Genomic DNA, 23,670 nt, shown 5'->3' on the forward strand with positions numbered 1-23,670 from the left:
AACGTTGTACAGGATTAAGTGTAAAAGAATTCAACTGTAATCAGTCAACTGTTATGAATTAGCAGAAATGAATGAGCCGTAATGAATCAAATCAAGAGGAAGTGGAGGAATAAAGCATGAAAATAACGTATCATGGACACAGTGTGGTGCACGTTGAAACAGAGCAAGCTTCTATTCTTATTGATCCTTTTATTACAGGAAATCCTTTAGCCAAAATTAGTGCGAACGATGTAAAGGCTGACTATATTCTATTAACGCATGGTCATGGAGATCATGTAGGAGATACGGTTGAGCTAGCCAAACGTCATAATGCCACCGTTATAGCACCAAATGAGCTAGCTGTATACTTGAGCTGGAAGGGCTGTAACACGCACCCGATGCATATCGGAGGAGCACGTGAATTTGAGTTCGGGAAAGTGAAATTTACTCAAGCGTTTCACGGTTCGGCCGTAGTAGATGAAGAAGGGCAAAATATTATCTACACAGGGATGCCAGCAGGGATTTTGTTAACTGTTGAAGGAAAGACGATATATCATGCAGGTGACACTGCTTTATTCGGAGACATGAAGCTCCTCGGAGAGCTACATTCTATCGACCTTGCCTTCCTACCTATTGGTGATAACTTTACTATGGGACCTGAGGATGCTCTGTTAGCTGCGGAGTGGGTGAAAGCGAATAAAGTTATTCCTATGCATTACAACACGTTTCCTCCTATCGAACAGGATCCACATCAATTCGTACAGCAGCTTAAAGCAAAAGGGATAGAGGGGCAGGTTCTTGAATCTACGGAGTCGATTACCCTGTAAGCTTTCAAACGGCTCAACTAAGGGGTGTTTGTGTCGAATTAATAAAAAATAAAAAACGGAAGATGAAAAAAGCAAGGGCTTTGTTAGGAAATGTAACGAACTTGACATGTTGTTGTAACACTCCTGTAATATTAATCCGTTAGAATAAAGACAAGATGAAAAACCCCCTTAAAATAAACAGGCGTAGCTCTCTAGCTACGCTCTTTTTTTGTATATATTTTAGCTTGAGCTTGTACTGTTTGCCTATATTCTCCGTTTAAGATAATCTTCAGTTTTATCATATTTTAATTTGAACATATTTTCCTCTCTCATGTCGTATACATGAAACAAGATAAGTGGAACAAGCCTTGTTCCTAAAAATGTTCTGTTACAGGAGGAAATATGATGAAGCTGAAAACAAGACTATGGATCTCATTTACCTTAGCGTGTGCCTTATTTCTTTTTGCCTTACCTAGACTTCCCTTTTATGGGACAACGATAGAATTTGGCTTTGGCGTATTATGGCTTGCTTTATGTGTTCTTGTAATTGGGGCTAATCTATACGGAATCCTCCGATTAGGGCGGGGTGAAAGAGTGGCTAAGCCTGTGTCAACTAGAGAGCAAAGGGAAGCTATTCGAAGAATTAATCGGTATAAGCCTAGACGGATGAGATCCCATTAATTACGCAGATTTTCTGATAAGTTGCTTTCTTTTCAGTATTATCTGTATAATTATAGGATAGGGTAACTGCAAAGAAAGTATGGTGTAAATCGATGACCAAACACGAATTAATTATCTCCCATATTCAGTCCTTAGAGGTTGGCAGTAAAATCTCTGTTAGGCAGGTAGCAAAGGAGCTCCAAGTCAGTGAGGGGACCGCTTATAGAGCGATCAAGGATGCTGAGGTCAAGGGCCTTGTTAGTACAATCGGACGTGTCGGTACGATTCGCATCGAAAAAAAGCACAAAGAGAACATTGAAAAGCTTACTTTTGCTGAGGTCGTCAATATTGTTGACGGTACTGTAGTAGGAGGGCAAAAGGGCTTGCATAAATCCTTACATAAATTTGTCATAGGAGCGATGGAGCTCGAAGAAATGATGAAATATGTGGACAAGGGTAGCCTTTTAATTGTAGGAAATCGGAAGAAGGCTCATCAGCTTTCCTTACAGCATGGAGCAGCTGTCCTGATTACCGGTGGTTTTGAGCCTACCTCAGAGGTGAAGAAGCTTGCCGATACACTGGAGCTACCTGTTATTTCCTCGTCCTATGATTCGTTTACGGTTGCTGCGCTCATTAATCGTGCTATCTACGATCGGCTTATAAAAAAAGAAATTGTCATGGTAGAGGATATCCTGATCTCTATCACCAACACTCATTATCTCTATACGACGAGTAAGCTTGCGGACTGGTATCAATTAAGCGAGGAAACAAAGCATAGTCGATACCCTGTTGTTGATCATAAGCTCAGAATAAAGGGAATGGTTACATCTAAGGACATTCTTGGACATCCAACAATTATACTTGTAGATAAGGTAATGACGAAGGATCCTCTCTGTGTCACAATGAAGACCTCTGTCGCCTCTGCTGCCCACATGATGGTGTGGGAGGGAATTGAGCTTCTCCCTGTTGTGAACGATCAGAAAGTATTGCTTGGTATTATATCTCGTCAGGATGTATTGAAGGCTCTGCAATATACACAAAAACAGCCACAGATGGGACAAACGTATGAAAGCCTGATTACAGGTCATTTTGAAGAGTTCGATGAAGAGGATGACTTTTATATTCGTGGAGACGTCACTCCCCAAATGATTAATGATGTAGGAACATTATCCAGTGGAGCATTAACAACAATCATGACAGAAGCAGGTCACAGAGCCATTAGAAGGGGCAAGCGAGGAGATCTAGTAGTTGAAAATCTCTCACTATATTTCTTTAAGCCTGTACAAATTGAGCAAGTTATCGAGGTACATCCAAGATTATTAGAGGTTAGCCGCAAGTTCGGAAAAGTAGATATTGAGGTGTTCCATGAAGGAACGGTTATTGCCAAAGGAATTATGACCGCTCAGCTTATCGATCGATGAAAAATAAGTGGTCATTGTACTTGTGAAATAAGGAATGTATTTTCATTCCATATAAAAAGTCCAACTATCTAACGGATCAAGTTGATCTAAGTAATAGTTGGGCTATTTTTAATACTTTTCTATAAATGATAGATTATATACGACTTCAGAGGCCACTTCCGAGAGGGAGATGACAGAAGCAATTTACTTTTGCTGCTGCTTCCATTTGGTAAACTCTAAGAAATCCTTAAACTCCTCTTTTGTTATATTTGATTCCATGGCTTCCTTTACAAGCTCAAGCCACTCCTGATCTAAAGCCTCAGTAACACTCTCCTCATGAATGAGACTTTGTATCGGAACGTCTAGAACACCGGCAATCTTTTCTAAAAACTGTATAGAAGGATTCTTTTGTATATCCCGTTCTATTGAACTTAAATAGGACTTGGCAATATCGGCCTTGTCGGCTAACTCGGATAAGGAAAGCCCTCTTTCCTTACGCAATGCTTGAATTTTCTTGCCGATCATGCGCTACGTTCACCTCTCTTACGGAGCAGTACCCTTAATAAATAGGAAGATGGCATACGTTCAATGCAATGAACGAAGCTAATAATTTCTATTATAGCATACAATTTTAGATTTTAAATCAGTAGCTTATCCGGTGTATGAACACGACTTTTGATCAAAAAGAAAAGCGACCGAACCATAAGGATTCTATCGCTATACGTTTACTCTCAAAATAACGAAAAAAAATAAGAAGAATTATTTTATTTGCACAGAATGCTGCTTTCTAAGAAATTGCCGTACCTCGTCTGGAGAAAGTTTCATTTTCTTTGCGGCCAGCATGAGAATGACCCATTCACGATCGAGGTTCACAGGTATTTGATAGAGAGGCTTTTTACTAGGTATTTTCTCCAACCCCCTAAGATAACCTGCCTTGGTAGTCCAGCCATCATAGCTTAGCGCCTTAGATCTGAAACTTTGCGTCCCTGTTTTTCAACAGATTTGCCTTTACAAAGCACGCTTCTATAAAATGTCTTCCTATGTTTTATATTAACTTCTCTTTCGAAATATTCCAATCAATAAAATTCTAAAAAAACCTTTCTTTCCCAACAATTGATTGTATGTATCGACAATAATCCTTAATTTATTCCTGTAAAGCTGTCGATAAAAAGTCATGCTTGTTTGAGATCATTCTATATAAAGAACGGAAACTTTTCAAAACATAAAATAGTGAGGATTAGGAAGCTACATCTAGGAAATTAGAGGTTTATTGTTCTTTATAACGAATTTTAGTTGAAATTAGTGTTTTTTCTTTTATTTATCGGGGTATATACTTTATTTGTGTTCTTTATAAAGAACGTTTGGCAGTTTATTTTACAATCGCTCCTGTATGGTGAGAAGGAGGGGAGAGGAATAAGAAGAACAAGGGTTCATCGCTATAGAATTAGGGGTGTAGAAAAAGTTAAGAGAGTATCCATGATCTTATTTTTAAAAATGTGGATTATTAGTTACCTGCTTCTGGTTTGCTTTTCTCAATTTGTAGCCCCTACTACTGCATTACATAACGATATTGAGACGAGTTTAGGAACGATTCAAGTGCAGTGGGAGGAGGATCTTAAGGGCTTAGAGAATGCACAGCTAGCTTTTATAGATCTAGGACTAAAAGAAGTGGATGATTCTATTCAAATTTATGCCGTAATCATGAATCAGAGTGAATCTGTCGAAATGAGTGAATCCATTCCTTATGAGCTGCATTGGTCTGAGGACGGTGAGCCATTAGAAGGTGTGCTTGTAGAAACAGAATCTATTCCAGCGCTGGGAGCAGGAGAACAGTACACCATAATAGCTATTCCTGCACAAACAGGAAACTACGGATTTAATATACCTCTTTCGGATGAAGAAATGTTATGGAGTGGCAGCATTTTTGTTGATCTACAACCGTCGATTGAGAAACCAAGCACTGGTCTGCCTGATAATTTAGATCCAGCCATTTTAGAAGCATACGCCAATGGACTTTTGACAGATGAAGATTTACTCGCTCTCTCTCAAGGATTAGTTGATACCCATCAATTGCTCTTATTTATTAATGGTGAATTAACTAGAGAAGAGCTTGAACGGATAAAAGCTGGTGAAGATCCTGTAGAAGGCTCAGAGCCTGAGGAACCAGGAGAAGAAGATAAACAAGAAACAGATGAAGAGTCTGATGAAAACAAAGAGGAACAGAACGAAGAATCTGACGAAGCCAGTGATGGGCAGGATGATGATTCTAACGAAGATGAAAATGAGCAGAGTGATGATCAGCCTGTAGATGAACCGAATGATCATGATGCAGGTAATGAGTCTTCAGATACGGATGAACAAGAGCAAGAGCAGAATCCTGTAAATGATGAAACGGAAGAACAACAGGATGAGAAAACCGTGGGTGAAACGGACACTCTGGATAGCCCGCCGAGCAAGGAGAAAGAAGCTGAGTAACCCTAGAGAGAGAACAACCTTATACTTCCTGTCTGAGAAGGGATGGTGAAAAATGAAAATTAAACGTTTACTAAGCACGACCATTAACATTCTACTATTTGCCGTGCTTTGCCTCATGATTATGATTGTGGTTATTTCTAAGGCATCTGGTGGAGAACCTAGCCTATTTGGAAACGAGTTTAAAATTGTTCTTTCAGGGTCTATGGAGCCTACCTTCAAAACTGGATCAGTCATAGCTGTTAAGCCTGAAATTAATACAGCTGATCTAAAGGCTAATGATGTGATTACGTTCTTAAGAGATGAACGTACCTTAGTTACCCATCGAATTGTTGAGGTCATTGAAACTGGGGCTGGCAATCTATTTAAAACACAAGGTGATTCTAACGCTTATGCGGATGCTGAGCTAGTTTTGGACCAGAATGTTGTGGCGCAGTATACCGGCTTCACCATCCCTTACCTTGGTTATATGATGAACTTTGCTAACTCTCAGCTAGGTATTGTTCTGCTTCTTATTTTACCAGGGGTTTTACTTCTAGGATATGCCATTCTATCTATTTATCAAGGATTCAAAATACTAGACAAAGAAGCGAAGAAAATCTCAGAAAGTCATTAATCAAGTTTTAAAGAACAAACATCTTAATCGGTTAATTTTCCTTATTTTCTATAGGGAATTAATAATATTAGAGCTTTTTAGGAGGAATAATAATGAGTCTGAAAAAGAAGCTAGGAATGGGTATTATGTCTGGTGCGTTAGGTTTAACTTTAATTGGAGGAGGAACATGGGCAGCTTTTAATGATGTAGAAACGGTCAGCAATACATTTGCTTCAGGTACATTAGATTTAGGGATTGGCTATACGGATGCACATTTTAAAATTAGTAACCTTAAGCCGGGGGATACGTTCTCTGAAGCTCTAACTCTAACAAATGATGGTTCGCTAGACATCAACCAAATCTTTTTACATTCTGTGTACGTTGAGAATAGCTGGAAGGATTACGATAAGCTCAACCTAAATAGTAAGGTGGGAGCAGGTGCGGGGAATAACACCTTAGAGGATTTTCTGCAGCAATTTTCTGTAACGGTAACCAATAGCTCAAATACTTCTGTCTTTGCTGGTACGCTACAGGATCTAGTTGCTGCCGTAGGTACGCAATCTATTGAGCTAACAGGGACGCCTGCTGATGTTGTAGGTTTACCGGCAGGGAACGGATTAGAAACGTATACGTTCCATGTGGAATTTGTAGAAGACGGTGAGACCTTCCCTGGAAGTCGTCTACATAAACAAAATAGGTTCCAGGGTGAAGGTGCGACGTTAAACTTTGTATTTGAAGCCACTCAGATGCCTGGTGAAGCTAGGTAATTCGTTTAGATCAATCTGGTGAAACTAGATATTTACTGTAGATCAGCTAGAGTACTAGCTTGCTCATCGCTTGTGAAAGCCATCAAAATCTATGGGATGATTTGGAGGAATAAGGATGACTATTAAAAGAAAATTAACAATGGGTGCGATTTCCGCAACGTTGGGTCTTGCTTTAATTGGTGGAGGAACCTGGGCCGCCTTTAATGATATAGAGACGGCAAGTGCCAGTCTTGCTGCTGGTAAACTAGATTTGGTGGTTGATTTACAAAAGGCGGATACATCTACACACCTCATTAATGTTTCCAACTTAAAGCCGGGAGACTCTATGGAAAGAACGTTTAGAATGAAAAACAACGGTACATTGGCGATCAAAGATGTTCTCATGTCAGTCGAATATGATGGCTTTGCTGCCGATACATCAAGCTATAATTCTGCTATTCCGCAAAATACAGATGCGGTAGAGTTCCTATCTCAGTTTCAGGTCGAGGTGCTCCGCGTAGGAACTGAAGGCTCAGGAGAATTCCCTAAAGAAATCATCAGTGAAAGTGACAATATCACGTTGTCAGATATCTATTATGCTACTACCCTTGATGGTGTAAACGGATCATTGCGTTCAAACGCACAAAGCAAATTGGCGGGTGCCATTCCAAGTGCATATTGGGTGGATAACCGAATCAATGTAGCTACCGTTAATCCTGATCAATGGACGGGACTTCCTGTTGTTCCTCATGACGACGATGATGTTCTTGTGGTCATCACATTTATTGATGATGAAAGTAAAAATGCTAACGGATTGTATGACCAAAATGCGTTCCAAGCGAATAGCATTAACGTCTATTTTGACCTAGAGGCTAGACAATGGGAAGGGATAGATGTGCAGCCTTCAGATATTGGTAATGGTGCTAGAGGAAGTGGAGCAGACGGTTATATTCAGAACAACGAAAGAGCAAAAAGCGGTAGACCATAAGCCATAGCTTTACTTAAAATCTACTAATAGTTTCTCATAATGTCTTCTTGCAGAATGTGAGTGGTGGGGAGCAATCCTCACCCTTATTATTTATTCAGGTAAATTTAGAATTTATCTCACGGTTAAAGTGAGGGATGTGGATGAAAGAAATGAAATACATGAAATACGTCGGTTATTATTGTTTATTTATTCTTCTCGTGTTATATCTAGTACCTCCAGAAAGAACCAGCGCAATTGACTCTCAGCCTAGGGTAGATTTGACCACATCTGCTGAGGAAGGTCGCTTATTTACGGTGAGTAATTTTAAACCCGGGGATTGGGCTGAACGAGAAATTGTGATTGGGAACAAAGGGAATCGAGATTTCTTCTATACAATGAGTGCCTCTCTCGGTTTGCAGGGAGAAGAAAGTGAAAAGTTCTATGAAGCATTAGAATTAACAGTAGAGGATTCAACAGGAGAACTGTATGCCGGAAAGCTGAGTAAGTTTACGGGACTTGAGCCAAGGTTCTTGAGAGTTTCCAGGGAGGAAGCCCTAACACTTACGGTAAAATTCCCCTTCGAGTACGGGAATGATTATCAAGCTCTAGAAACAGTCGTGCTATTTATATTTTCAGCAGAGGCTAGACCTGACCGACCACCAGAGACGTGTGAGGATCGTGGAGATTGCCCGGAGCCTCCTGGACCAAATCCACCAAGACCACCCAATCCACCAACTAACTGTGCTGAAAGAGGAGACTGTCCAGAGCCGCCAAAACCAAGACCAGACCCACCAAAAACATGTGTGGAGCTAGAGAATTGTGAGGAAGGCGAACCACCAGCTGAGTCTCCAGAGGAGGTAGATCCTCCAGGGCAAGGACCTGAAACACCTACACCTGATCCAGGTTCAGGTGAACCACCTGATGATCCGAATGATTCATCATTGCCAGGCGAATCCGTTCAACCACCAGGGGGGAATCTTCCACCAGGTGAAGGTGGTAGACTGCCGAACACATCCTCACCATGGTATAACCTCCTTCTAATTGCCTTTATCGGCATAGTTGCTTCTGCAGCTATGATGTGGCTTATTCAGAAGAGGAGTCTATACAGGGGAAATAGTCTTGAACAGTAAAAAATAGTTTAAGCAGTAAATGGGAATTAGAACCTAAGCATATTTTTGCACCGTGCGCTGGGAGCTGCGCATGGTGCGAAAAATAACCGTGTAAAAAAGGAGGGAGAATATGCAAGCAAACAAGCTGATTTTCAAGCTCATGTTTGTCGTATTCTGCCTTTCTTTTATTCTACTAGGATTTGCAGGCTGGAGTATTTATATGGAACAAAAGTTTATGGATGATGCTCTAAGGGAATGGGAAGCGATGTTCCAAGAGGCTGACATGTCACAAATTGAGGATGATCTTACGTTAACTCAGCTTGTGGCTTTGGAAGATACACAAAAGGAAAATTCATATAAAACGGCCAAAGAAGGAGATGTCATAGGGAAACTAAGCTTACCCTCAGTCGATATTGAGGTGCCAATCATTATGGGTACAGGAGATCAAGAGCTGGCAATGGGTGTAGGTCATTACATAGGAAGTGCTTTTCCAGGAGAACAGAACCAAACTGTTTTGTCAGGACATAGACAAACGGTATTTCGTCAGCTTGAAAAGGTACAACTAGGAGCAGAGGCTATTGCGGAAACCCTCGATGGTCGCTTTACCTATGAAATTGTAGACATGTTTGTTGTAGATAAAGAGGATCGGGGTGTTATTGTCCCTCAGGACAAAGCGATTCTAACTCTTGTAACATGCTACCCTTTTAACTTTGTCGGTGCTGCACCAAAGAGATACATTATTCAGGCTGAATTAGTGGAGGAGCACTACAGTGCACGTAGATAAGTAATAAAGATTAAGAGATGCATTGTACGAGTCAGAAAAGACGTAATCATATTGAGATTTGAAATTAACGATTAGCTAGACAAATAGTAATCTACTAACACAGAATAAACCACATATTTCTGTAAGGAGTTATGACCTGGATTGTCGTAAATGGCAGCAAGACTAAGAGAGGCTTCACCTGTATATTCAGAAATAGTAGTATTCTCATCGTGAACGGCATACATTCTATCGACGGCATAGGTGAACGTTCCTGATGGAGTTTGAACCACAATTTTCTCCCCTTTTTTCAATTCGCTGAGCTTTTCTAAGACAGAATGACCGTCCCCCATTAGAACACTATGCTCAGCCTCACCGGGAAGCACGCTGTTTTTATCATGGGTAATAAATTCATCTGCTGCTGTATCATAATAAACAGGGATATCAATGGAAAGAGCATCAATCTTCAATGTCCCAAGCTGTTGACCCGCTTGAGGTAAAGAGGGGTATAGAAGGGAATTAGAATGGTAAAGTGAAAGCTCTGCTCCCTCAATATTGATCGAGTATTCATTATCGTCCAAGGTATCATGCTCAAATATTAAATGATGTGGGCTATCCATATTGTAATCACCGTTATACGACCCTTCTAGGTAATTAGCTGAGCGGCTCATTTGCAAAGGGTCAGCCTGCTGAAAGCTAGATGTAAGAAGGGAATGACCAAACACAAACATAGAAAAGCTGAGGACAAACATTAACGCCCCTATGATATAAATAAGAATGACCTTCTTCATGGGATCCGTACTCCTTTCTTCAAGAAAGTTTGTTATCCGTGCTTTTGTGTTCTATATATAGTATTCCCATGTAGAATCAAGCGCCAAACCTATTTTATGTGTCATTCCAAAATGTTCTTGTGTCAGGAAAAATGTTTGATGTGTGGGTAAGAATTATCATAAGAAAAGCTTCTATTGAAGCCTTCTCGAAGAGGCTGTCTAGTCCATCATTAGAGGAAGCTTTTACATGTAGCCAGAATTCATAAAACTTGAAGAAATCATTGTATCAAATTTTATAAATTCTTAGACTGTAAGAAAAAGCTAGCTACAGTATGATCTGTAACTAGCTTTTTTGGCTTTTATCAAGGTATATCCTTATTAGTTATCTTATGAATTTGTAACCTTGGCAGCAAAGATACGGTGATATTTGATCCCCATAATAAAGTTAAACAAACCTAACGCTAGGAAAACAACACCTACCCCAATTCTCCAGCCTGTAATCTCAGGGTAAAAGCCGACCAGTTGAACAAGGGCCATAGCAATGAGCATAGTTCCCATCGCAATGTTGGTTTTGGCTGTATAAAATCTCATCATATCGAATTCGCCTTTTTTCTTATAGCTTCTTCCTCTGAAGCTATAAAAAATAGAGAACCCGGCAGCGAGAATAACGACAAAAAATAGTACAATATCCACCTTTAGCACCTCCATCAAGTCAAATAAAGTCCAAGCTTAAAAATCACTAATAATCCAAGCCTACTTTCTACTTCCTATTGTAACCTATTTTTCCGCCTGAAATCCACAGATACGATGAACATTAAATGACGCATTATTTTCAGATTTTTGAAAATAAATATTATACAAATGTGACATTTTTCGACTTTGTTCTACCTAAACATATAGTAGCATAGGAACTGAATATGTTTATTATTGGAAGAAAATTGATAGAAACAGAAAAGTAGAACAGACATAGATTTAGCCTACTAGACTTATTTGAGGGGGGTCTCATGGATGTTAACGTATTTTGTACTTTCTCTAAAGCGTCGCTGGTTAACGTATTTATTACTATGTGCTATTCTTGTGGTTTTAGGTCTGGGGTATAGTGGAACACAGATGATTACTCAGGGTATCGTCATGACGGCACAACAGGATTTAGATGAGCATTGGCGTTGGCAATACGATATTCTCGTCTACCCAAAGGAAGCTCAGGAATACCAAGGATTAGGTGATGGATGGGTAGCACCGCAAACGAGCATTGCTAGCTATGGTGGGATATCGATGGAGGATTTAGAGATCATTAGGCAAGTACCAGGTGTTGAGGTGGCTGCTCCACTTTCAATACTAGGTTATTTTGAACATTCATCAATTGATCTTAAGTATGAGGATGCAAAGCTTGGAGAATATTATGAGATTTCTCATAAAACTACTGCTTTTGATGGGTTAAGGAATATTAGTCTCTCTAGTTTCAAAAGGTATATGGAGTATCGAGAAATTGCAGAGGAGAGCCAATTCTCTTTTTCCGTAGATATTATATACACAGATGATGGGATCGAGCTTGCTTCGGGCTCAATTGAACCTGGAGTATATATAAGAGATAGAAATGAAATGATGGTTGTAGCTATAGATCCAGAGGCAGAGGATCGTTTATACAAGCTATCTGGGGCTATTGTTGATGGAGAGGATTTGCTACAAACTAGATTAACTAGAGACTCGTCTTCCCAAGATCCGCTCATCCCTCTATTTTTCATTAGAGATCAAGGCTTGCAGGTTGAAGAAAGTATCAGCATTTCACGTTTTGAAGTTCCAGAATCTATGGATTTTGGGAAATTCTTAGATGATAGTGTGATTGAAAGATTGGAAAATATGCCGTTAACCCCTCTTTCAATCGTCCATATAAACACATTTTCGCCTGAGTTAAGGTACAAACAGGTGATACTTAAATTTGACCAAGAAGGTCAGATAAAAGAACATGTTATTCCTTATGGTCTAACTAATCGTTTACACTTACACTATTCACCACTTGATTATCAGCAACTGGAGATGGAGGATGATGGCATTCCGCTTCTATATGTTGAGGGGGAGGAAAAGCTACATAGCTGGTATTTTGGTGAACAAGATACGATTTACACCTACAGAGTACTAACAAATGAACAGGAGCTTGCGGCCAGACAAAGTCCGAATGGTTATTATACCTTTGAACACCTTCCGAAATTTGGATTCCTATCACAAGGTTACTTCGATACGAGTTTAATAGTCCCACAATATGCCTCTTCGTGGAGCTTTGGAGATCCGGTTGATGTCTATACCCCTCAGCATAGTATGATTTTGGCGGATGGTGCAGGTCAGGAGGTAGAACCCCGGCCATTACTGCCTCTACCGTATAAGGATACGTACTATTCCGGTGCTCCAGATGCTATCACTATTTTAGAAGCAGCCCCTGTTGTCTATAGAGATGAGCCCCCTATCTCATCCATTCGAGTTGTCGTCCATGGAGTTGATGAGAGGAGTGAGGAAAGTCAAAGGAAAATAGAACAAGTAGCCAATGAAATTATGGAGAGTACAGGACATAATGTGGAAATTATGCTAGGCTCTTCTGCTGGAAAAGTGCAGATACAACTAGGTGGCGCTGGAGAGGGAGAGGTCGGTCTTCTGGAAGAGGGTTGGCAGCAAATGGGGGTCAGTTGGCAGATTGAAGAGCAGATTTCAGAGGCGAATAAATGGTTGTTCTTCTATTTGAGCGTAATTATTTTTGTGCTTAGCTTCACCGTTATCACACATAGTTTGCTAAAAAGATCGATAGAGTTCTCTACGTTACGGGCGATTGGTTGGACTAGAAGCAAGATCATCAGTGTGCTGTCCTATGAGATTGTCTTTCTATCGTTACTGCCAGTAGTGCCCTTACTATTTACATCTGGAATGTGGAATATTTCTATAAGCTGGCAGGAAGGAATTGGATTGGCTTTTGTTAATTTCTCAATCATTACCGTAGGTTATTATGCAGGAAGTCGAAGGTCCTTGTGGTCATCCCCACGTGATGGATTGGCAGGAGAAGGATCAAGTTCTACAAAACGTCTTTTCCCTATTTCGGGGGTGTGGGGCTTTATATTCCATCAATTACTGAGAAGACCTCTACGCTTTGGCTTAATGATCCTGAGTATTGTATTAAGTACGTTAATGGTGCTATTATTTGTGGCTACACAACAAAGTCTTTCAGACTTTCTATTCCTATCTTTTTTAGGGGAAATAGTAGATCTACAATTAAGTACACATCAGTTCTATTTCTTAGGGTTTGGGATTTTATTTACACTAGCGGTTGTTGGGCTGTTATTGCTACTCAATTTATTAGAAAGGAAAAAAGAGTTCTATCTGTTGCGTTCTATAGGATGGTCACTAGATAAATTGAGATTGTATCTATTAGTTGAGTCCGGTGTGATCGGTATGCTTGGTGGAGCACTTGGGACGATCATTGGATACGCCATACTCACTTATTTCTCTTCTTTATGGCTGCCTGTATGGGTAGCATTTATTTCCATAGTCGTTCCTTTAGCAATGCTTATTTGTTTTACCTGGTTAATATTTGGGTGGGTTAAGCGGTCTAAGTTGGGGAGTGAGTTGTAACAACGAGTGTTCAAGATTGTCAAAGCTTTAAACGATATGAGTAGGTCTTGCACAGAAGGGGGAGGAGTAATGATCAGGTTAAAGGATGTTGTCAAAAGCTATAAGGTTGGAGATAACCAAATCAATGCGTTAAATGGGGTATCCTTGGAATTAGAAGAAGGCTCATATGCTACAATAGTAGGCCCATCTGGTTCAGGCAAGTCAACATTATTTCATATCATTGGAGGATTAGAAGAAATCGACCAAGGCGAGGTGTGGGTGGATGAAGAACCTATTCATCAGCTAAAAGATAAGGAATTGGCTCGTATTAGACGTGAACAGATCGGCTTTGTCTTCCAACAGTTTCAATTGCTACCTACTGCGTCTGCCCTAGAGAATGTGATGATGCCTTTACTTAACTTTACATCCTCTAAAACACTTAGAGATAAAGCGGCTGCCGTTCTAGAAAGAGTGGGGCTAGGTGATCGCTTGGATCATCTCCCTTCACGTTTGTCTGGCGGTGAGCAACAGCGTGTTGCTATAGCTAGAGCATTTATTACTGAGCCCAAAGTGATTCTAGCTGATGAACCAACAGGTAATTTAGATAGTGAAAATGGGATGAAGATTATACAGCTCTTAGAGGACTTTCATCAAAAGGATGGAGGGACTGTAGTCATGATTACACATGATCTTAACCTAGCAGAGCGTGCAGAGCAGAAAATCAGCATCTTGGACGGACAGATTGTTAGTCATGATCGGAGGATTCTAACGTGACTTTTATAAGGCACACCGTTGTTTTTAGCTTTATCCTGACTATGCTGCTATTAGTAGGTTGTAACCCTAAACCTGTTCAAATAGAGGAGACCACTGAGGAACTACCTGAATTTCTGATTGATAACCCTAAAAAGTTAGTTGAAGCAAACCCTACCATTCAAGAGTCTGATCTCCTATTACAGGGCTTAGAGAGGCTAAGTCATTATTATGATAGTGTCTTTGATCAATCAGAACGAGCACAAATATTTAATGTTCCTGAAACAGGATATTCCTCTTATATTGACTACTTAGAAATCATGCTTTCTAAAGGCAAACCTATTCTCCCAATGTATGGAGGCACAGAGGATATTAAACGACAGATAGATGAAGGACATCCTGTTTTAGCTGTATTTCCTTTAAGTGGTGGTATGGAGGCGCAGACTGTTTTTTATGGATACGATGATGACTCTTTGTTCTATTACCACTTACCTAATATGAATGAGAGAAGTGTCTCGATAGAAAGAATGAATTCGTATGAAGAGAAGGAAGTTAAGCTCTTTATGTATGAGGAAGGGTTAACAGAGCTTGATTCAGATTACTACTTCCTTTTATACATAAGAGATATATATTTGAAGGATGACTCAGAGCTATTGGGCCAAGCTATTGAAAGGATTGAGAAAGAGAATTTGTTTGAGCAGGACGATGCTTATATCAGATTCTATGTGTTGTATTACACGTTTTATGATCCACAGCCCGAGTTAGTTGAGCCATATGTTGAGGAAATAAGCTATAGCCCTATTCTGTATGCGGAGATTAACTTTATGCTACCTGTAATAAAAGGCGATGACGAGCAAGCGTTAGAAGCTATGTCAAAGATGAACCTCTCTGTTGCACAGCTTCCCATGTACAGGGATGATACGATCTATCATGTTGGGGTACTTGCCTTAGAGAACGATCGAATGGAATTGGCTCGTACTACGTTACAATTTTTAAACGAAAGAAGCCCTGATTTCCCGGGATTAGCTGAAGCGTTGGCTCGGGTTGAAGAGTAGATATTTTATTTGAGAGCATCGTCATGAAGAATAGAAATTAAATAAGTAAAATGATTTCCATTCGAATTACTTATTACTTTTGACTAATTACTCATAAAATACTATACTAAAAATAACGAATGCGTTATTTTGAATTTCTTTAAGGATTTTTGAGTACAATAACAAAAGAGGGTGCGCTAACACCCTCCACATACAATAGTTGGCCTCTTTGGAGGCTAGGCTCGGTTTTGAGAAAATAGACCCACAACACTTGTTGCCTCAAGGGGGTCTATTTTTTTGCGTTGTTTGCCAATATAGCGACTAACGCTCCGAAAGAGATCATAAGACAGATCGTTTCAAATGTTGTCAGCATAAAAGCATCACCTCCTCCAAAAAGGAGTAAGTGAGCCTAGACCACCCTTGAGAAACCTATTCTATTGTATGATTCAATCATATAACATTTTTCTAAAGTAGACGTTATATATTAATATCTTTATTAAAAATTATCTAGCTTAATTAATTCTTTCTTTCTATTTTTCAATAAGAAATGGGAGCCTCTATAACCTAACGTGGTTAGAGACTCCCATAATCTATATACATTAGATGTTTTGCTTATCTTCTGTGATGTACTTGCCAACTATTGCTCCACCTGGACTACCTAATACTGATGCACCGCTATTATTAACATTTAATTTTGTAGGGCTAGTGATGGTAAATTCTCTTTTAACACTGTTAGTATCAACACCTATTCCTCCTGGACCTGCCAACACTTCGATTGAACCAGAAAAAACTATACAAAATACCAAGCTACTAGTCCACGAGAGTTAAGATCTTCTTTATAAATAGATCCTCTTTTCGATAGAATTTTTAGGGCTTCTTCACTTTCATCTAGTAGTAAATTAAATGTTATGTCCACTTTTAACACTATTAATATCAACAACAGGGCCTGCAGGGTTACCTAAAACTTCTGTTGCACCAGAAAAAATAACAAAAAATACCAAACTAGAAGTCAACATGAGAGTTAGAATTTTCTTCATAGATAAGTCCCCTTTTCGATAGGATTTTTAGGGCTTCTTCACTTTCGCCTAGCTTTTGTAGTTTTAATAAAGGAAGATGAATAAAAAAGTAGTTATCTGCACTAACAAAAGAGTCTACTGATTTATAGAATGTACTCACATCTTCATCTATTAATCCCTTATAATAAAAATAAAATCCTTTATCCCAATCTGTCAAGCTATTTATGTCAATTTCTTCTAAGTAGCCTTGAGCAAGTGAAATATCACCTTTATTAATAAGGTAAAAAATATAATTAGCAAGAGTCTGATGGTCATCAAGAGGTTGTGTGAACTCGAAATCAATTCCATAGAATGAGTTTAAGAAAGAGTGGTTTAGGTTTGCCATTTTTAAATAATTTGAATGGCTAAATGTAATGGCAACATCAATACTTCTTTTAGAATACTCCAAAGCCAATTGGTAATTAGAAAATAAATATGTTTGCGATAAATTTATGTAGGCAGCAGCTTTAACATGCTCAATAAAATCTTGTCCAATAATGGAATAGCAAGATTGTCTTGCTTTTTCAAGGTTATATGAAAATAGATGGACAGCGAAAGAAAGTAACCCTAATCTAACAGAATAAGAAGCCTGAATATAATCACTTCTAATCTCTTCAATTTGTTCATGAGTATCTTGATTGTGAAGGAGGATTGATTTATTCTCTCCGAGATCAAAGTAGATTAAGCCTTTTAAAATAGACTTTAATACCCTCATTTCAACTTCTCTCGGTTTAAATTCTTCGACTTCACTTAATAGCTTAATAGAGGGAAGCTTTGCGTCCTTCCTCATCTTAATAAGACTATACATTCGAGCCCACTCTCTATCAGCGGGATTCGAAGAGTTGGAAAGAAGCTCAATTAGGTAATCAAACTCTGCCCACAATTGGTTGTTAGAGCAATATTCTAAACCATGTCTAGCATTTCTAGATCGTTGGGTTAAAATATACTCTCCCATAATGTTCACTTGGTCGTTAGGGTACAAATACTTTACTATTCTTAACACGGATTCAAATCTCATTTCCCCGTGTCCGTGTAAAAAACGAGAAATGGTTGATTCCGTTGTGTTGGCAACTCGTGATAGTTTGCGCTGATCCATGTTGTCTAGATGATCAAGAGTTTGCAAAATTCTCTCTTGCAGCACACTACCTTCCCCCTTATCACAAAATATTCCAATCTATGATAAGCTTACCCCAAAGGCTAAGTTGAGTCAAATATTTTATAGAAAATTGCAAAATTAATTGTTTTGTAGAATTTTAAAGAAATAGACAACAATATCTATGTCTTAATTTGTAGGGAAGAACATACTAAAGAGCTAAATCAAATCGGAGATGGGCAGAGATATGGAAGTATACTATTATCTAAAGAGCCGGGGATACAAGGGGATATGGCTTCTGGATAGATGAACTTTATGTGCAAATGGAACAGTTAGTGCTTTCTTAGAAGATAGAAGACAATCTTTATGATAGGGAAATTCTTTAGTATAATCATCCTTTATAAAATATTTAGGAGGAGGAGACTCTTTGCAAAAATTAATCGTGGTCTTTATTCCAATTTTACTTTTTATCGCTGGCTGCACTTACCATAGTGATTCTGAACAAAATTTTGACTTGGATAAACAAATGATTAGTTACCATTGGACGGAGAGATTAGAATCCCATGCCACTTTCCTTCAATTGATTAAGGAAAATTTGAAAGATAAACAAGCATTAACTAATCTCTTTACAGGGTATTTCGTTGCAACTCAAAGAGATTCATTCTTTCAAGTATTTCGAAATGACGCCATAGAGTATTTAAAACAGGTGTACAGCGAAGCATTTGTTAATCAACTTTTCGATGTTCATAACAGCGTAAATGATTTATTGAGTGACATCCAACAGGTTTTCCAGGATGATCAAGTAGATTTAGATATTGAGGAGTTAGGTACAAAATTAGATTTAGTAAGTCATTTAATTCTTCATGCTGGTTCTACTGAATATAGGTCGACTAACTCAGATTTAAATTTATATAATGTATTTGCCTTTCCTAATCAAGTTAGTGACAAACATTCCATGACGAGTATAGCTGATCTTATTGAGAATATAAATGATCTTTTAGAAGAAGTGAAAAGTGATTTATTACCCTAAATATTCCAAGTGCGTTTATTGGGCTAATGTTGTTAGTTGTATGTAATGATAGACTTACTTTTTAACAGATTTAAAAATATAATATATAGGCTTGTGTTCTATAGTTTTTTATTTTACCTGGTTATGGTTGCTCACTTTAGACTAGGCGGGATATACATACCACCATTGGAAAATAGAGTTGTAGCTGTACAGACTTATCCGTTCTATTTCATCAATAATTTAGCTCAAATTTACAGCCAAAATGGTTTGGATAGAGCTTTCTTGAACCCTTTCAGATTATCATTTCTTAATATCATGCTGCTTGTTCCTTAGGAGTGTATTTAGCCCTTTTATTTAAATGGAACTCTGTAAAAAAGGCCACTGTTGTTATTTTTTGCTCGAGCTTAACGATTGAATTTGTCCAACTTATTTCGACCAACTTTGGCTGGTTATATGGAAGAGCATTTAACGTAGATGATTTAATATTAAATACTTTAGGGGGAGTTATAGAACTGCGAAAGTTCTAAGTAAATATATAAAAATTCCACAGAAGACCGGTGAAAGCCTACGGTAAAAATTTCTGTTGGTAAATTGAATTCAATTAATACACTTGGCAATGCTTTCTTTCGTCATTGCAAATTATGAAAAAGAGATTTTTTCTCTCTTTTTTTTTGCATTAAAATAGGGCTACATAGGTCGAAAGAATCGTTACTCAATATATTTATTTTAAAAATAATCAATTTCCCGGACAAATTTCGACAATATTCTGTTTTTTGATATGCTAGGATATAACTAGTTTAGTAGAAAAGTTGGATTTCATGCAGGAAATTCTTACTATTTATGACCATATAAACCTATAAGGTTGAAATGTAGGTGAAGTCATGAAGAATCGCTGATTCCGATCAAGAGTACCTGAACTACCTCATCCGGTATGTCCAGACCAGTGCTCTTATGCCCACAAATACATCATGAAGAGTTTTACAGAAGCTAACAAATTACTCACATCTTAACTGATCAAATTCCAGACATACTGATCGTGCATCAGGATTTACTCACTCAGATTGATTCTTTATCTACCTCCACGCTGGTGATTAAGCTACTAGAGCACCATATCCCTTTTGATACAACCGACCTATACTCCGTTTACAGATATCAGCCCTTCACCCTGCTATTTCAAAATATCTCTGACTAAATACAGCATAGAGGAAACTCTGTAAGCTATGATATGGAGCGATTACAAACACGAGTTATTTCTATTTTTTCACCCGTAGGAGGAGTAGGTAAAACAACACTAGCATTAAATTTATGCGTACTTTTATCCAATCAAGACTATCGTACCCTTTATTTAAACCTTGAAGAATTGTGTTCTATGTATCCATTATTTCAACGAGAAGATGCTGATCCATTTTCACGATTGATTTATTCCATTTACGCACACCCTGAACAGCAGATATTTACTTTAGATCAAGCTGTTTGCTATGATGCAAGGTAAAACTCTCTTATTTCCCTCCTCTGTACGCCGGCACCAATTAATATCCTTTATTACAAAATGTGAGCAATCATTAATTAAACTTGATATATTTGGATACAATATGTTAACTAAAATTCAAAAAATAAAAAAATGTAAAATATATGTTTACAAATAATTATAAATATGATAAATTATTTGAAAAACAAACTGAAATTGGTGAAAAAATGAATTCTACTAGAAAAAAAATTTATTTTATTTTACTAGTATTAATAATAATTCTGATGTTTTATATATCTGACAGTTATACTGTAGCTTATGAACATGTGAGATTGTTGAGTATAGATAATGAAAATAATCATATACTTGTTGCTTATATATTGGAGGATGAAGTGTTGCTCGATTTTATTATAAATGTTCCAAAATCGATAGTTTACAGAGGAAACTATTCTACATTTGATGTTAAAGACAAGGATTTGTATGAAATATTGGAAATAAATAAAATGTACATAATAAAGTATGACTATTTTGATTTTCTCTTTTTAAATTTTTTTGGAAAAAAATTGATCATGATAGAGGAAAAACCTTAGAAAGGGGGGAATTTAGTATAATTTGAATTCCTCTACATCAATTTTTTATAAAATTCTAACAAAGAAGGTGAATTTAATGAGAAGATTTCTATATTTATCATTAGTAACAACAATAATAGTTACTGTTTTTCTATCATTTCAAACTGGAATTAGTGCTACTATGGACACTCCAATTAATATAAAGTTAGAGAGTGGTTTAGACATATACATTGATGCCGATGGAAGATTACTTCCTATTGAGGAATTTGATTCAGTAGATGATGAGAGCATGGATGAGTATTTGATTCAGATGGGCTTCCCAAAATGGTATGTAGACAAAATGACAATTGAAGATAAGGAATACCACTTATCATTAGGTGGAAAAGTTGTTTACTTTGGAACAGAAAATTTAACTAGGGAATATCAAGCATTGGACGGTACTATTTACGAAGTTAGTAATAATAACATTGATGAAATTAGGGATATACAGGAAAAAGACTTTAAAATATTGAGCAATCAAGGATTAGAAGTATCACCAAATTTTATTGAAAATCAAGAAATTGAATTAATGTGTGAAACTGAATTTAATAACGGATGTTCAGATGGAAAGTGGATGGCATATACTTATGCAGTAAAATTACAAGATTTTAGCTCCACTCAGTACAGGTATCTCTTTAGGGTGAATTCAGAGTGGTCTGATACTCCAGTTGCTGTATTTTATGATAGTATGGGGATGCATTGGGGAGTAAATGGACAACCAGTTGGTCAAACTGCTTATGGAAAAAGAATGTTAGTCTTTGGGTCAACTTTACATGAGTTTAATCTTAGTGTTGATGAAAGCAGTAATTTTGGATTGAAGACAGGAAATATTTTGTTAGAGTGGGCAGATTATCAAAATGCATATATTGAACAACAAGTTCTTGTTAGTAAATCACTAGATGGGCATCAACTAGCACTTTCAAGTGCATACACGCATCCTTGGACCCCGGGTACACTATCTGTCAGTATTGGGATAGCAGGGATTTCGTTTAGTGGAATTGGGATAGGGGATAGATGGTCTTGGACGGCTAATTTTACAGTAGGAAATTAATATCTTTTTAAATCAAGCGAATATATCCAAACTAGAATTTTACATATGCCTTGATTAAAACGGAGTTAGATCTACCCTTCTACTAAAATGAAAGGGTAGATCATAGCTATTTATATATCATACATTAGTAATACGGTCTAAATACTCCCAATATTTAGGGCAATTATGGTTCTTGTATTAATTCCATCATATACAGAATGACTAAGTTAATCATCCTGATGCTATTTGGAACGAGACAAACAAGTATTTGGGATTCAGTTGTGCATTTTTTTAGGAATATTTCAATATATTAGAAGGATATACCATAAAAATCTCTGAACCAAAGAGGTACGATAAACCTATTGACCCGAAAAAAAGAATTTGAATCATTTTATGCGCCTCAGTAGTCTATATATATCCTTAAAGTGTATAAAAAGGATAAGGAGAAGAAAAATATTTGTTGGTTGAGGAAGACTTATTTCTCAAAAAGTTTGATCAGCAACTTAAAGTGTCTAAGTTTATTACATCCCAGTTAGGTTGAGTTTGTTAAGCACGGGTTAGTGCTAGAGATACCAAAGCTGTTTGAAGAAGAGCAAGATATTTGATACGCTTAAGCTTCTAAGAAAGGAACTTGCCCTAGAAAACGGTGTTCCGGCCTACATGATTTGTGGGGATCAAGTGCTAAGATCCATCGTAACCCAAAAACCAGAGGATGCTGAACAGCTTATTATGGTGAATGGAATTGGGGAAAAGTTTGTTGAGAAGTATGGAGACGAATTTCTTAATGCTTTAAATGAATCTGTTGAAATAGATAATGAACGACAAGAAGAGAATGTAGGGTAATGAAGTGCAGATGTTAAACTAATGGATACTATTAGGCTATAAAAGTAAGAGTGATGGTATATTCTCTAGGATATAGCATCACTCTTTTGCTTTTTGTTGCGTGACTAGCAAGCCATTAACTGCTAGTCGGTGCAAGTCTGACTAAGTAGATCTCGTAAAAGGACAAAGGGAAGCTGATCCAAGCGTAGGAAATCATTTTTTGCCTAGCTTCAACAGCTTGATCAGGCTAACAGCCATACAAATAAAATAAATAGCATAGAAGAGGACAAAGGTTAAATAGATGAATGAATAGATATCAAATTCAATGAAAACATCTAATTTATAAATGATAATAAGAGCTAAACTAAGACTATAAAATGAAAAAGCCATATCAAGCAGCGTCAAATACATTTTGTTCTTACTGTTTTTTAATAAAGCTAGCCCAACACGAATGATAAAGTAAGCAAGTAACCCAAAAAATAAGTAATGCGGTAACATCCCAAGTTCATTCATAATCTCCAGCCAACCTTTCAGAACTTTTGACAGAATCTACGATATTAATTCCTTAAATGTTAATATATTGATAAGGGATAATATGTATCATATATGCAACCGTGTGTCTACGCAACTAACAAGGAAAAAAGGAATTTATGATGAATGTGGGAGCAAGAAAGGGAGCAAATCATGAATATTAAAAGCTTGCAGGTAGTCTTACTATTAGTAGGGGTTATTTCATTTGTCTATGGCTGGCTACAGAGCGTGTCTTTTCCAGTACGATCTGAAGAGCTCGAAAGAATACTATTAAGTAAAACAGTCAAGCAGTACGTTTTTATGGCTGCTGCAGTCATTCTATGGATTATCACATATTGTCTGTATGTTATAGAAATGGAAGTAGCTAAAATTAAAAAAGATAATGTTTAGGAAAATTAAGGTGTGTAATCAA

The 23,670-nt window shown here is 37.6% G+C and carries 26 protein-coding genes and 1 riboswitch; of the genes, 19 read left to right on the forward strand and 7 right to left on the reverse strand.

What is annotated here, in order from left to right:
• Nucleotides 1-116 precede the first annotated feature (116 nt).
• The 3 genes from J2S11_RS19150 to J2S11_RS19160 all read left to right on the forward strand — a co-directional run bounded on the left by J2S11_RS19150 (nucleotide 117) and on the right by J2S11_RS19160 (nucleotide 2,866).
• Nucleotides 117-806 carry a metal-dependent hydrolase gene (locus J2S11_RS19150; RefSeq protein ID WP_307397361.1) on the forward strand — a complete coding sequence of 230 codons (690 nt, stop codon included), beginning with the start codon at nucleotides 117-119 and terminating at the stop codon, nucleotides 804-806.
• Nucleotides 807-1,190: 384 nt separating this feature from the next.
• On the forward strand, nucleotides 1,191-1,466 hold the full coding sequence (locus tag J2S11_RS19155; protein WP_307397363.1) for a hypothetical protein: 276 nt from the start codon (nucleotides 1,191-1,193) through the stop codon (nucleotides 1,464-1,466).
• A 92-nt stretch (nucleotides 1,467-1,558) separates the two neighbouring features.
• The gene (locus J2S11_RS19160; protein ID WP_307397366.1) at nucleotides 1,559-2,866 is read left to right on the forward strand and encodes a DRTGG domain-containing protein; all 1,308 of its coding nucleotides are present in this window, start codon (nucleotides 1,559-1,561) and stop codon (nucleotides 2,864-2,866) included.
• 183 nt (nucleotides 2,867-3,049) lie between these two features.
• On the opposite strand, the gene J2S11_RS19165 is transcribed toward J2S11_RS19160, so the two are convergent.
• A complete protein-coding gene (locus tag J2S11_RS19165; RefSeq protein ID WP_307397368.1) occupies nucleotides 3,050-3,370 on the reverse strand; it encodes a helix-turn-helix domain-containing protein in 321 nt (106 codons plus the stop codon).
• A gap of 234 nt (nucleotides 3,371-3,604) precedes the next feature.
• A complete protein-coding gene (locus tag J2S11_RS19170; protein ID WP_307397370.1) occupies nucleotides 3,605-3,760 on the reverse strand; it encodes an anti-repressor SinI family protein in 156 nt (51 codons plus the stop codon).
• A gap of 18 nt (nucleotides 3,761-3,778) precedes the next feature.
• Nucleotides 3,779-3,862: riboswitch (cyclic di-GMP riboswitch) on the reverse strand.
• Between the two features lie 459 nt (nucleotides 3,863-4,321).
• On the opposite strand from J2S11_RS19170, the gene J2S11_RS19175 reads away from it, so the two are divergent.
• The 6 genes from J2S11_RS19175 to J2S11_RS19200 all read left to right on the forward strand — a co-directional run bounded on the left by J2S11_RS19175 (nucleotide 4,322) and on the right by J2S11_RS19200 (nucleotide 9,518).
• Nucleotides 4,322-5,320 (forward strand): hypothetical protein, encoded by a 999-nt coding sequence (locus J2S11_RS19175; protein ID WP_307397372.1) that lies wholly within the window; start codon nucleotides 4,322-4,324, stop codon nucleotides 5,318-5,320.
• Between the two features lie 52 nt (nucleotides 5,321-5,372).
• A complete protein-coding gene (gene sipW / locus J2S11_RS19180) occupies nucleotides 5,373-5,933 on the forward strand; it encodes a signal peptidase I SipW (protein WP_307397373.1) in 561 nt (186 codons plus the stop codon).
• A 92-nt stretch (nucleotides 5,934-6,025) separates the two neighbouring features.
• Entirely contained in the window at nucleotides 6,026-6,679 is a 654-nt protein-coding gene (locus J2S11_RS19185; RefSeq protein ID WP_307397375.1) for a TasA family protein, read from the forward strand.
• A gap of 115 nt (nucleotides 6,680-6,794) precedes the next feature.
• On the forward strand, nucleotides 6,795-7,646 hold the full coding sequence (locus J2S11_RS19190; protein ID WP_307397378.1) for a TasA family protein: 852 nt from the start codon (nucleotides 6,795-6,797) through the stop codon (nucleotides 7,644-7,646).
• A gap of 140 nt (nucleotides 7,647-7,786) precedes the next feature.
• Complete coding sequence (locus J2S11_RS19195) at nucleotides 7,787-8,755, forward strand: hypothetical protein (RefSeq protein WP_307397379.1); 969 nt, start codon at nucleotides 7,787-7,789, stop codon at nucleotides 8,753-8,755.
• Nucleotides 8,756-8,864: 109 nt separating this feature from the next.
• Entirely contained in the window at nucleotides 8,865-9,518 is a 654-nt protein-coding gene (locus J2S11_RS19200; protein WP_307397382.1) for a class D sortase, read from the forward strand.
• Between the two features lie 71 nt (nucleotides 9,519-9,589).
• Here J2S11_RS19200 and J2S11_RS19205 read toward each other — a convergent pair whose 3' ends face one another.
• On the reverse strand, nucleotides 9,590-10,285 hold the full coding sequence (locus J2S11_RS19205; protein WP_307397384.1) for a sortase domain-containing protein: 696 nt from the start codon (nucleotides 10,283-10,285) through the stop codon (nucleotides 9,590-9,592).
• Between the two features lie 366 nt (nucleotides 10,286-10,651).
• Nucleotides 10,652-10,957, reverse strand: coding sequence for a YtpI family protein (locus tag J2S11_RS19210; protein ID WP_307397386.1), 306 nt, complete (start codon nucleotides 10,955-10,957; stop codon nucleotides 10,652-10,654).
• A gap of 315 nt (nucleotides 10,958-11,272) precedes the next feature.
• On the opposite strand from J2S11_RS19210, the gene J2S11_RS19215 reads away from it, so the two are divergent.
• The 3 genes from J2S11_RS19215 (at nucleotide 11,273) to J2S11_RS19225 (ending at nucleotide 15,663) form a co-directional block, all read left to right on the forward strand.
• Entirely contained in the window at nucleotides 11,273-13,879 is a 2,607-nt protein-coding gene (locus J2S11_RS19215) for an FtsX-like permease family protein (RefSeq protein ID WP_307397387.1), read from the forward strand.
• A 69-nt stretch (nucleotides 13,880-13,948) separates the two neighbouring features.
• Nucleotides 13,949-14,632 carry an ABC transporter ATP-binding protein gene (locus J2S11_RS19220; RefSeq protein ID WP_307397389.1) on the forward strand — a complete coding sequence of 228 codons (684 nt, stop codon included), beginning with the start codon at nucleotides 13,949-13,951 and terminating at the stop codon, nucleotides 14,630-14,632.
• On the forward strand, nucleotides 14,629-15,663 hold the full coding sequence (locus J2S11_RS19225) for a cysteine peptidase family C39 domain-containing protein (protein WP_307397391.1): 1,035 nt from the start codon (nucleotides 14,629-14,631) through the stop codon (nucleotides 15,661-15,663). The genes J2S11_RS19220 and J2S11_RS19225 overlap by 4 nt, the downstream gene beginning before the upstream one ends.
• An 878-nt stretch (nucleotides 15,664-16,541) precedes the next feature.
• Here the strand turns inward: J2S11_RS19225 and J2S11_RS19230 are convergent.
• Both J2S11_RS19230 and J2S11_RS19235 read right to left on the reverse strand, forming a co-directional pair.
• On the reverse strand, nucleotides 16,542-16,679 hold the full coding sequence (locus tag J2S11_RS19230) for a hypothetical protein (RefSeq protein WP_307397393.1): 138 nt from the start codon (nucleotides 16,677-16,679) through the stop codon (nucleotides 16,542-16,544).
• Nucleotides 16,645-17,793: an AimR family lysis-lysogeny pheromone receptor gene (locus tag J2S11_RS19235; RefSeq protein WP_307397445.1), complete on the reverse strand. Its 1,149-nt coding sequence runs from the start codon at nucleotides 17,791-17,793 to the stop codon at nucleotides 16,645-16,647. Before J2S11_RS19235 ends, J2S11_RS19230 begins: the two co-directional genes overlap by 35 nt.
• 424 nt (nucleotides 17,794-18,217) lie before the next feature.
• On the opposite strand from J2S11_RS19235, the gene J2S11_RS19240 reads away from it, so the two are divergent.
• From J2S11_RS19240 to J2S11_RS19265, 6 genes are all read left to right on the forward strand, one after another.
• On the forward strand, nucleotides 18,218-18,820 hold the full coding sequence (locus tag J2S11_RS19240) for a hypothetical protein (protein WP_307397395.1): 603 nt from the start codon (nucleotides 18,218-18,220) through the stop codon (nucleotides 18,818-18,820).
• Between the two features lie 314 nt (nucleotides 18,821-19,134).
• Nucleotides 19,135-19,326, forward strand: coding sequence for a VanZ family protein (locus J2S11_RS19245; protein ID WP_307397397.1), 192 nt, complete (start codon nucleotides 19,135-19,137; stop codon nucleotides 19,324-19,326).
• A gap of 698 nt (nucleotides 19,327-20,024) precedes the next feature.
• Entirely contained in the window at nucleotides 20,025-20,291 is a 267-nt protein-coding gene (locus J2S11_RS19250; RefSeq protein WP_307397399.1) for a nucleotide-binding protein, read from the forward strand.
• A gap of 140 nt (nucleotides 20,292-20,431) precedes the next feature.
• Nucleotides 20,432-20,857, forward strand: a complete 426-nt coding sequence (locus tag J2S11_RS19255; protein WP_307397400.1) for a hypothetical protein — start codon at nucleotides 20,432-20,434, stop codon at nucleotides 20,855-20,857.
• Nucleotides 20,858-20,933: 76 nt separating this feature from the next.
• Nucleotides 20,934-21,926 (forward strand): hypothetical protein, encoded by a 993-nt coding sequence (locus J2S11_RS19260; protein WP_307397402.1) that lies wholly within the window; start codon nucleotides 20,934-20,936, stop codon nucleotides 21,924-21,926.
• A 561-nt stretch (nucleotides 21,927-22,487) separates the two neighbouring features.
• The gene (locus J2S11_RS19265; RefSeq protein ID WP_307397404.1) at nucleotides 22,488-22,748 is read left to right on the forward strand and encodes an HRDC domain-containing protein; all 261 of its coding nucleotides are present in this window, start codon (nucleotides 22,488-22,490) and stop codon (nucleotides 22,746-22,748) included.
• A 192-nt stretch (nucleotides 22,749-22,940) separates the two neighbouring features.
• On the opposite strand, the gene J2S11_RS19270 is transcribed toward J2S11_RS19265, so the two are convergent.
• Nucleotides 22,941-23,240, reverse strand: coding sequence for a hypothetical protein (locus J2S11_RS19270; RefSeq protein ID WP_307397406.1), 300 nt, complete (start codon nucleotides 23,238-23,240; stop codon nucleotides 22,941-22,943).
• Nucleotides 23,241-23,384: 144 nt separating this feature from the next.
• Between J2S11_RS19270 and J2S11_RS19275 the strand changes: the two genes are divergently transcribed.
• Nucleotides 23,385-23,648 (forward strand): hypothetical protein, encoded by a 264-nt coding sequence (locus J2S11_RS19275; protein WP_307397409.1) that lies wholly within the window; start codon nucleotides 23,385-23,387, stop codon nucleotides 23,646-23,648.
• Nucleotides 23,649-23,670: the final 22 nt, after the last annotated feature.

It is taken from the genome of Bacillus horti (assembly GCF_030813115.1).
GTDB classification, from domain to species: domain Bacteria; phylum Bacillota; class Bacilli; order Caldalkalibacillales; family JCM-10596; genus Bacillus_CH; species Bacillus_CH horti.

Bases quoted from the DNA above. Each gene is read 5' to 3' on its own strand.
- J2S11_RS19190 (WP_307397378.1), top strand. From the start codon at position 6,795: ATGACTATTAAAAGAAAATTAACAATGGGTGCGATTTCCGCAACGTTG.
- sipW (WP_307397373.1), top strand. From the start codon at position 5,373: ATGAAAATTAAACGTTTACTAAGCACGACCATTAACATTCTACTATTT.
- J2S11_RS19175 (WP_307397372.1), top strand. From the start codon at position 4,322: ATGATCTTATTTTTAAAAATGTGGATTATTAGTTACCTGCTTCTGGTT.
- J2S11_RS19250 (WP_307397399.1), top strand. From the start codon at position 20,025: ATGGAGCGATTACAAACACGAGTTATTTCTATTTTTTCACCCGTAGGA.
- J2S11_RS19270 (WP_307397406.1), bottom strand. From the start codon at position 23,240: ATGAATGAACTTGGGATGTTACCGCATTACTTATTTTTTGGGTTACTT.
- J2S11_RS19255 (WP_307397400.1), top strand. From the start codon at position 20,432: ATGTTTACAAATAATTATAAATATGATAAATTATTTGAAAAACAAACT.
- J2S11_RS19230 (WP_307397393.1), bottom strand. From the start codon at position 16,679: ATGAAGAAAATTCTAACTCTCATGTTGACTTCTAGTTTGGTATTTTTT.
- J2S11_RS19165 (WP_307397368.1), bottom strand. From the start codon at position 3,370: ATGATCGGCAAGAAAATTCAAGCATTGCGTAAGGAAAGAGGGCTTTCC.
- J2S11_RS19155 (WP_307397363.1), top strand. From the start codon at position 1,191: ATGAAGCTGAAAACAAGACTATGGATCTCATTTACCTTAGCGTGTGCC.
- J2S11_RS19220 (WP_307397389.1), top strand. From the start codon at position 13,949: ATGATCAGGTTAAAGGATGTTGTCAAAAGCTATAAGGTTGGAGATAAC.
- J2S11_RS19200 (WP_307397382.1), top strand. From the start codon at position 8,865: ATGCAAGCAAACAAGCTGATTTTCAAGCTCATGTTTGTCGTATTCTGC.
- J2S11_RS19260 (WP_307397402.1), top strand. From the start codon at position 20,934: ATGAGAAGATTTCTATATTTATCATTAGTAACAACAATAATAGTTACT.
- J2S11_RS19235 (WP_307397445.1), bottom strand. From the start codon at position 17,793: ATGGATCAGCGCAAACTATCACGAGTTGCCAACACAACGGAATCAACC.
- J2S11_RS19150 (WP_307397361.1), top strand. From the start codon at position 117: ATGAAAATAACGTATCATGGACACAGTGTGGTGCACGTTGAAACAGAG.
- J2S11_RS19215 (WP_307397387.1), top strand. From the start codon at position 11,273: ATGTTAACGTATTTTGTACTTTCTCTAAAGCGTCGCTGGTTAACGTAT.
- J2S11_RS19275 (WP_307397409.1), top strand. From the start codon at position 23,385: ATGTGGGAGCAAGAAAGGGAGCAAATCATGAATATTAAAAGCTTGCAG.
- J2S11_RS19195 (WP_307397379.1), top strand. From the start codon at position 7,787: ATGAAAGAAATGAAATACATGAAATACGTCGGTTATTATTGTTTATTT.
- J2S11_RS19185 (WP_307397375.1), top strand. From the start codon at position 6,026: ATGAGTCTGAAAAAGAAGCTAGGAATGGGTATTATGTCTGGTGCGTTA.
- J2S11_RS19160 (WP_307397366.1), top strand. From the start codon at position 1,559: ATGACCAAACACGAATTAATTATCTCCCATATTCAGTCCTTAGAGGTT.
- J2S11_RS19205 (WP_307397384.1), bottom strand. From the start codon at position 10,285: ATGAAGAAGGTCATTCTTATTTATATCATAGGGGCGTTAATGTTTGTC.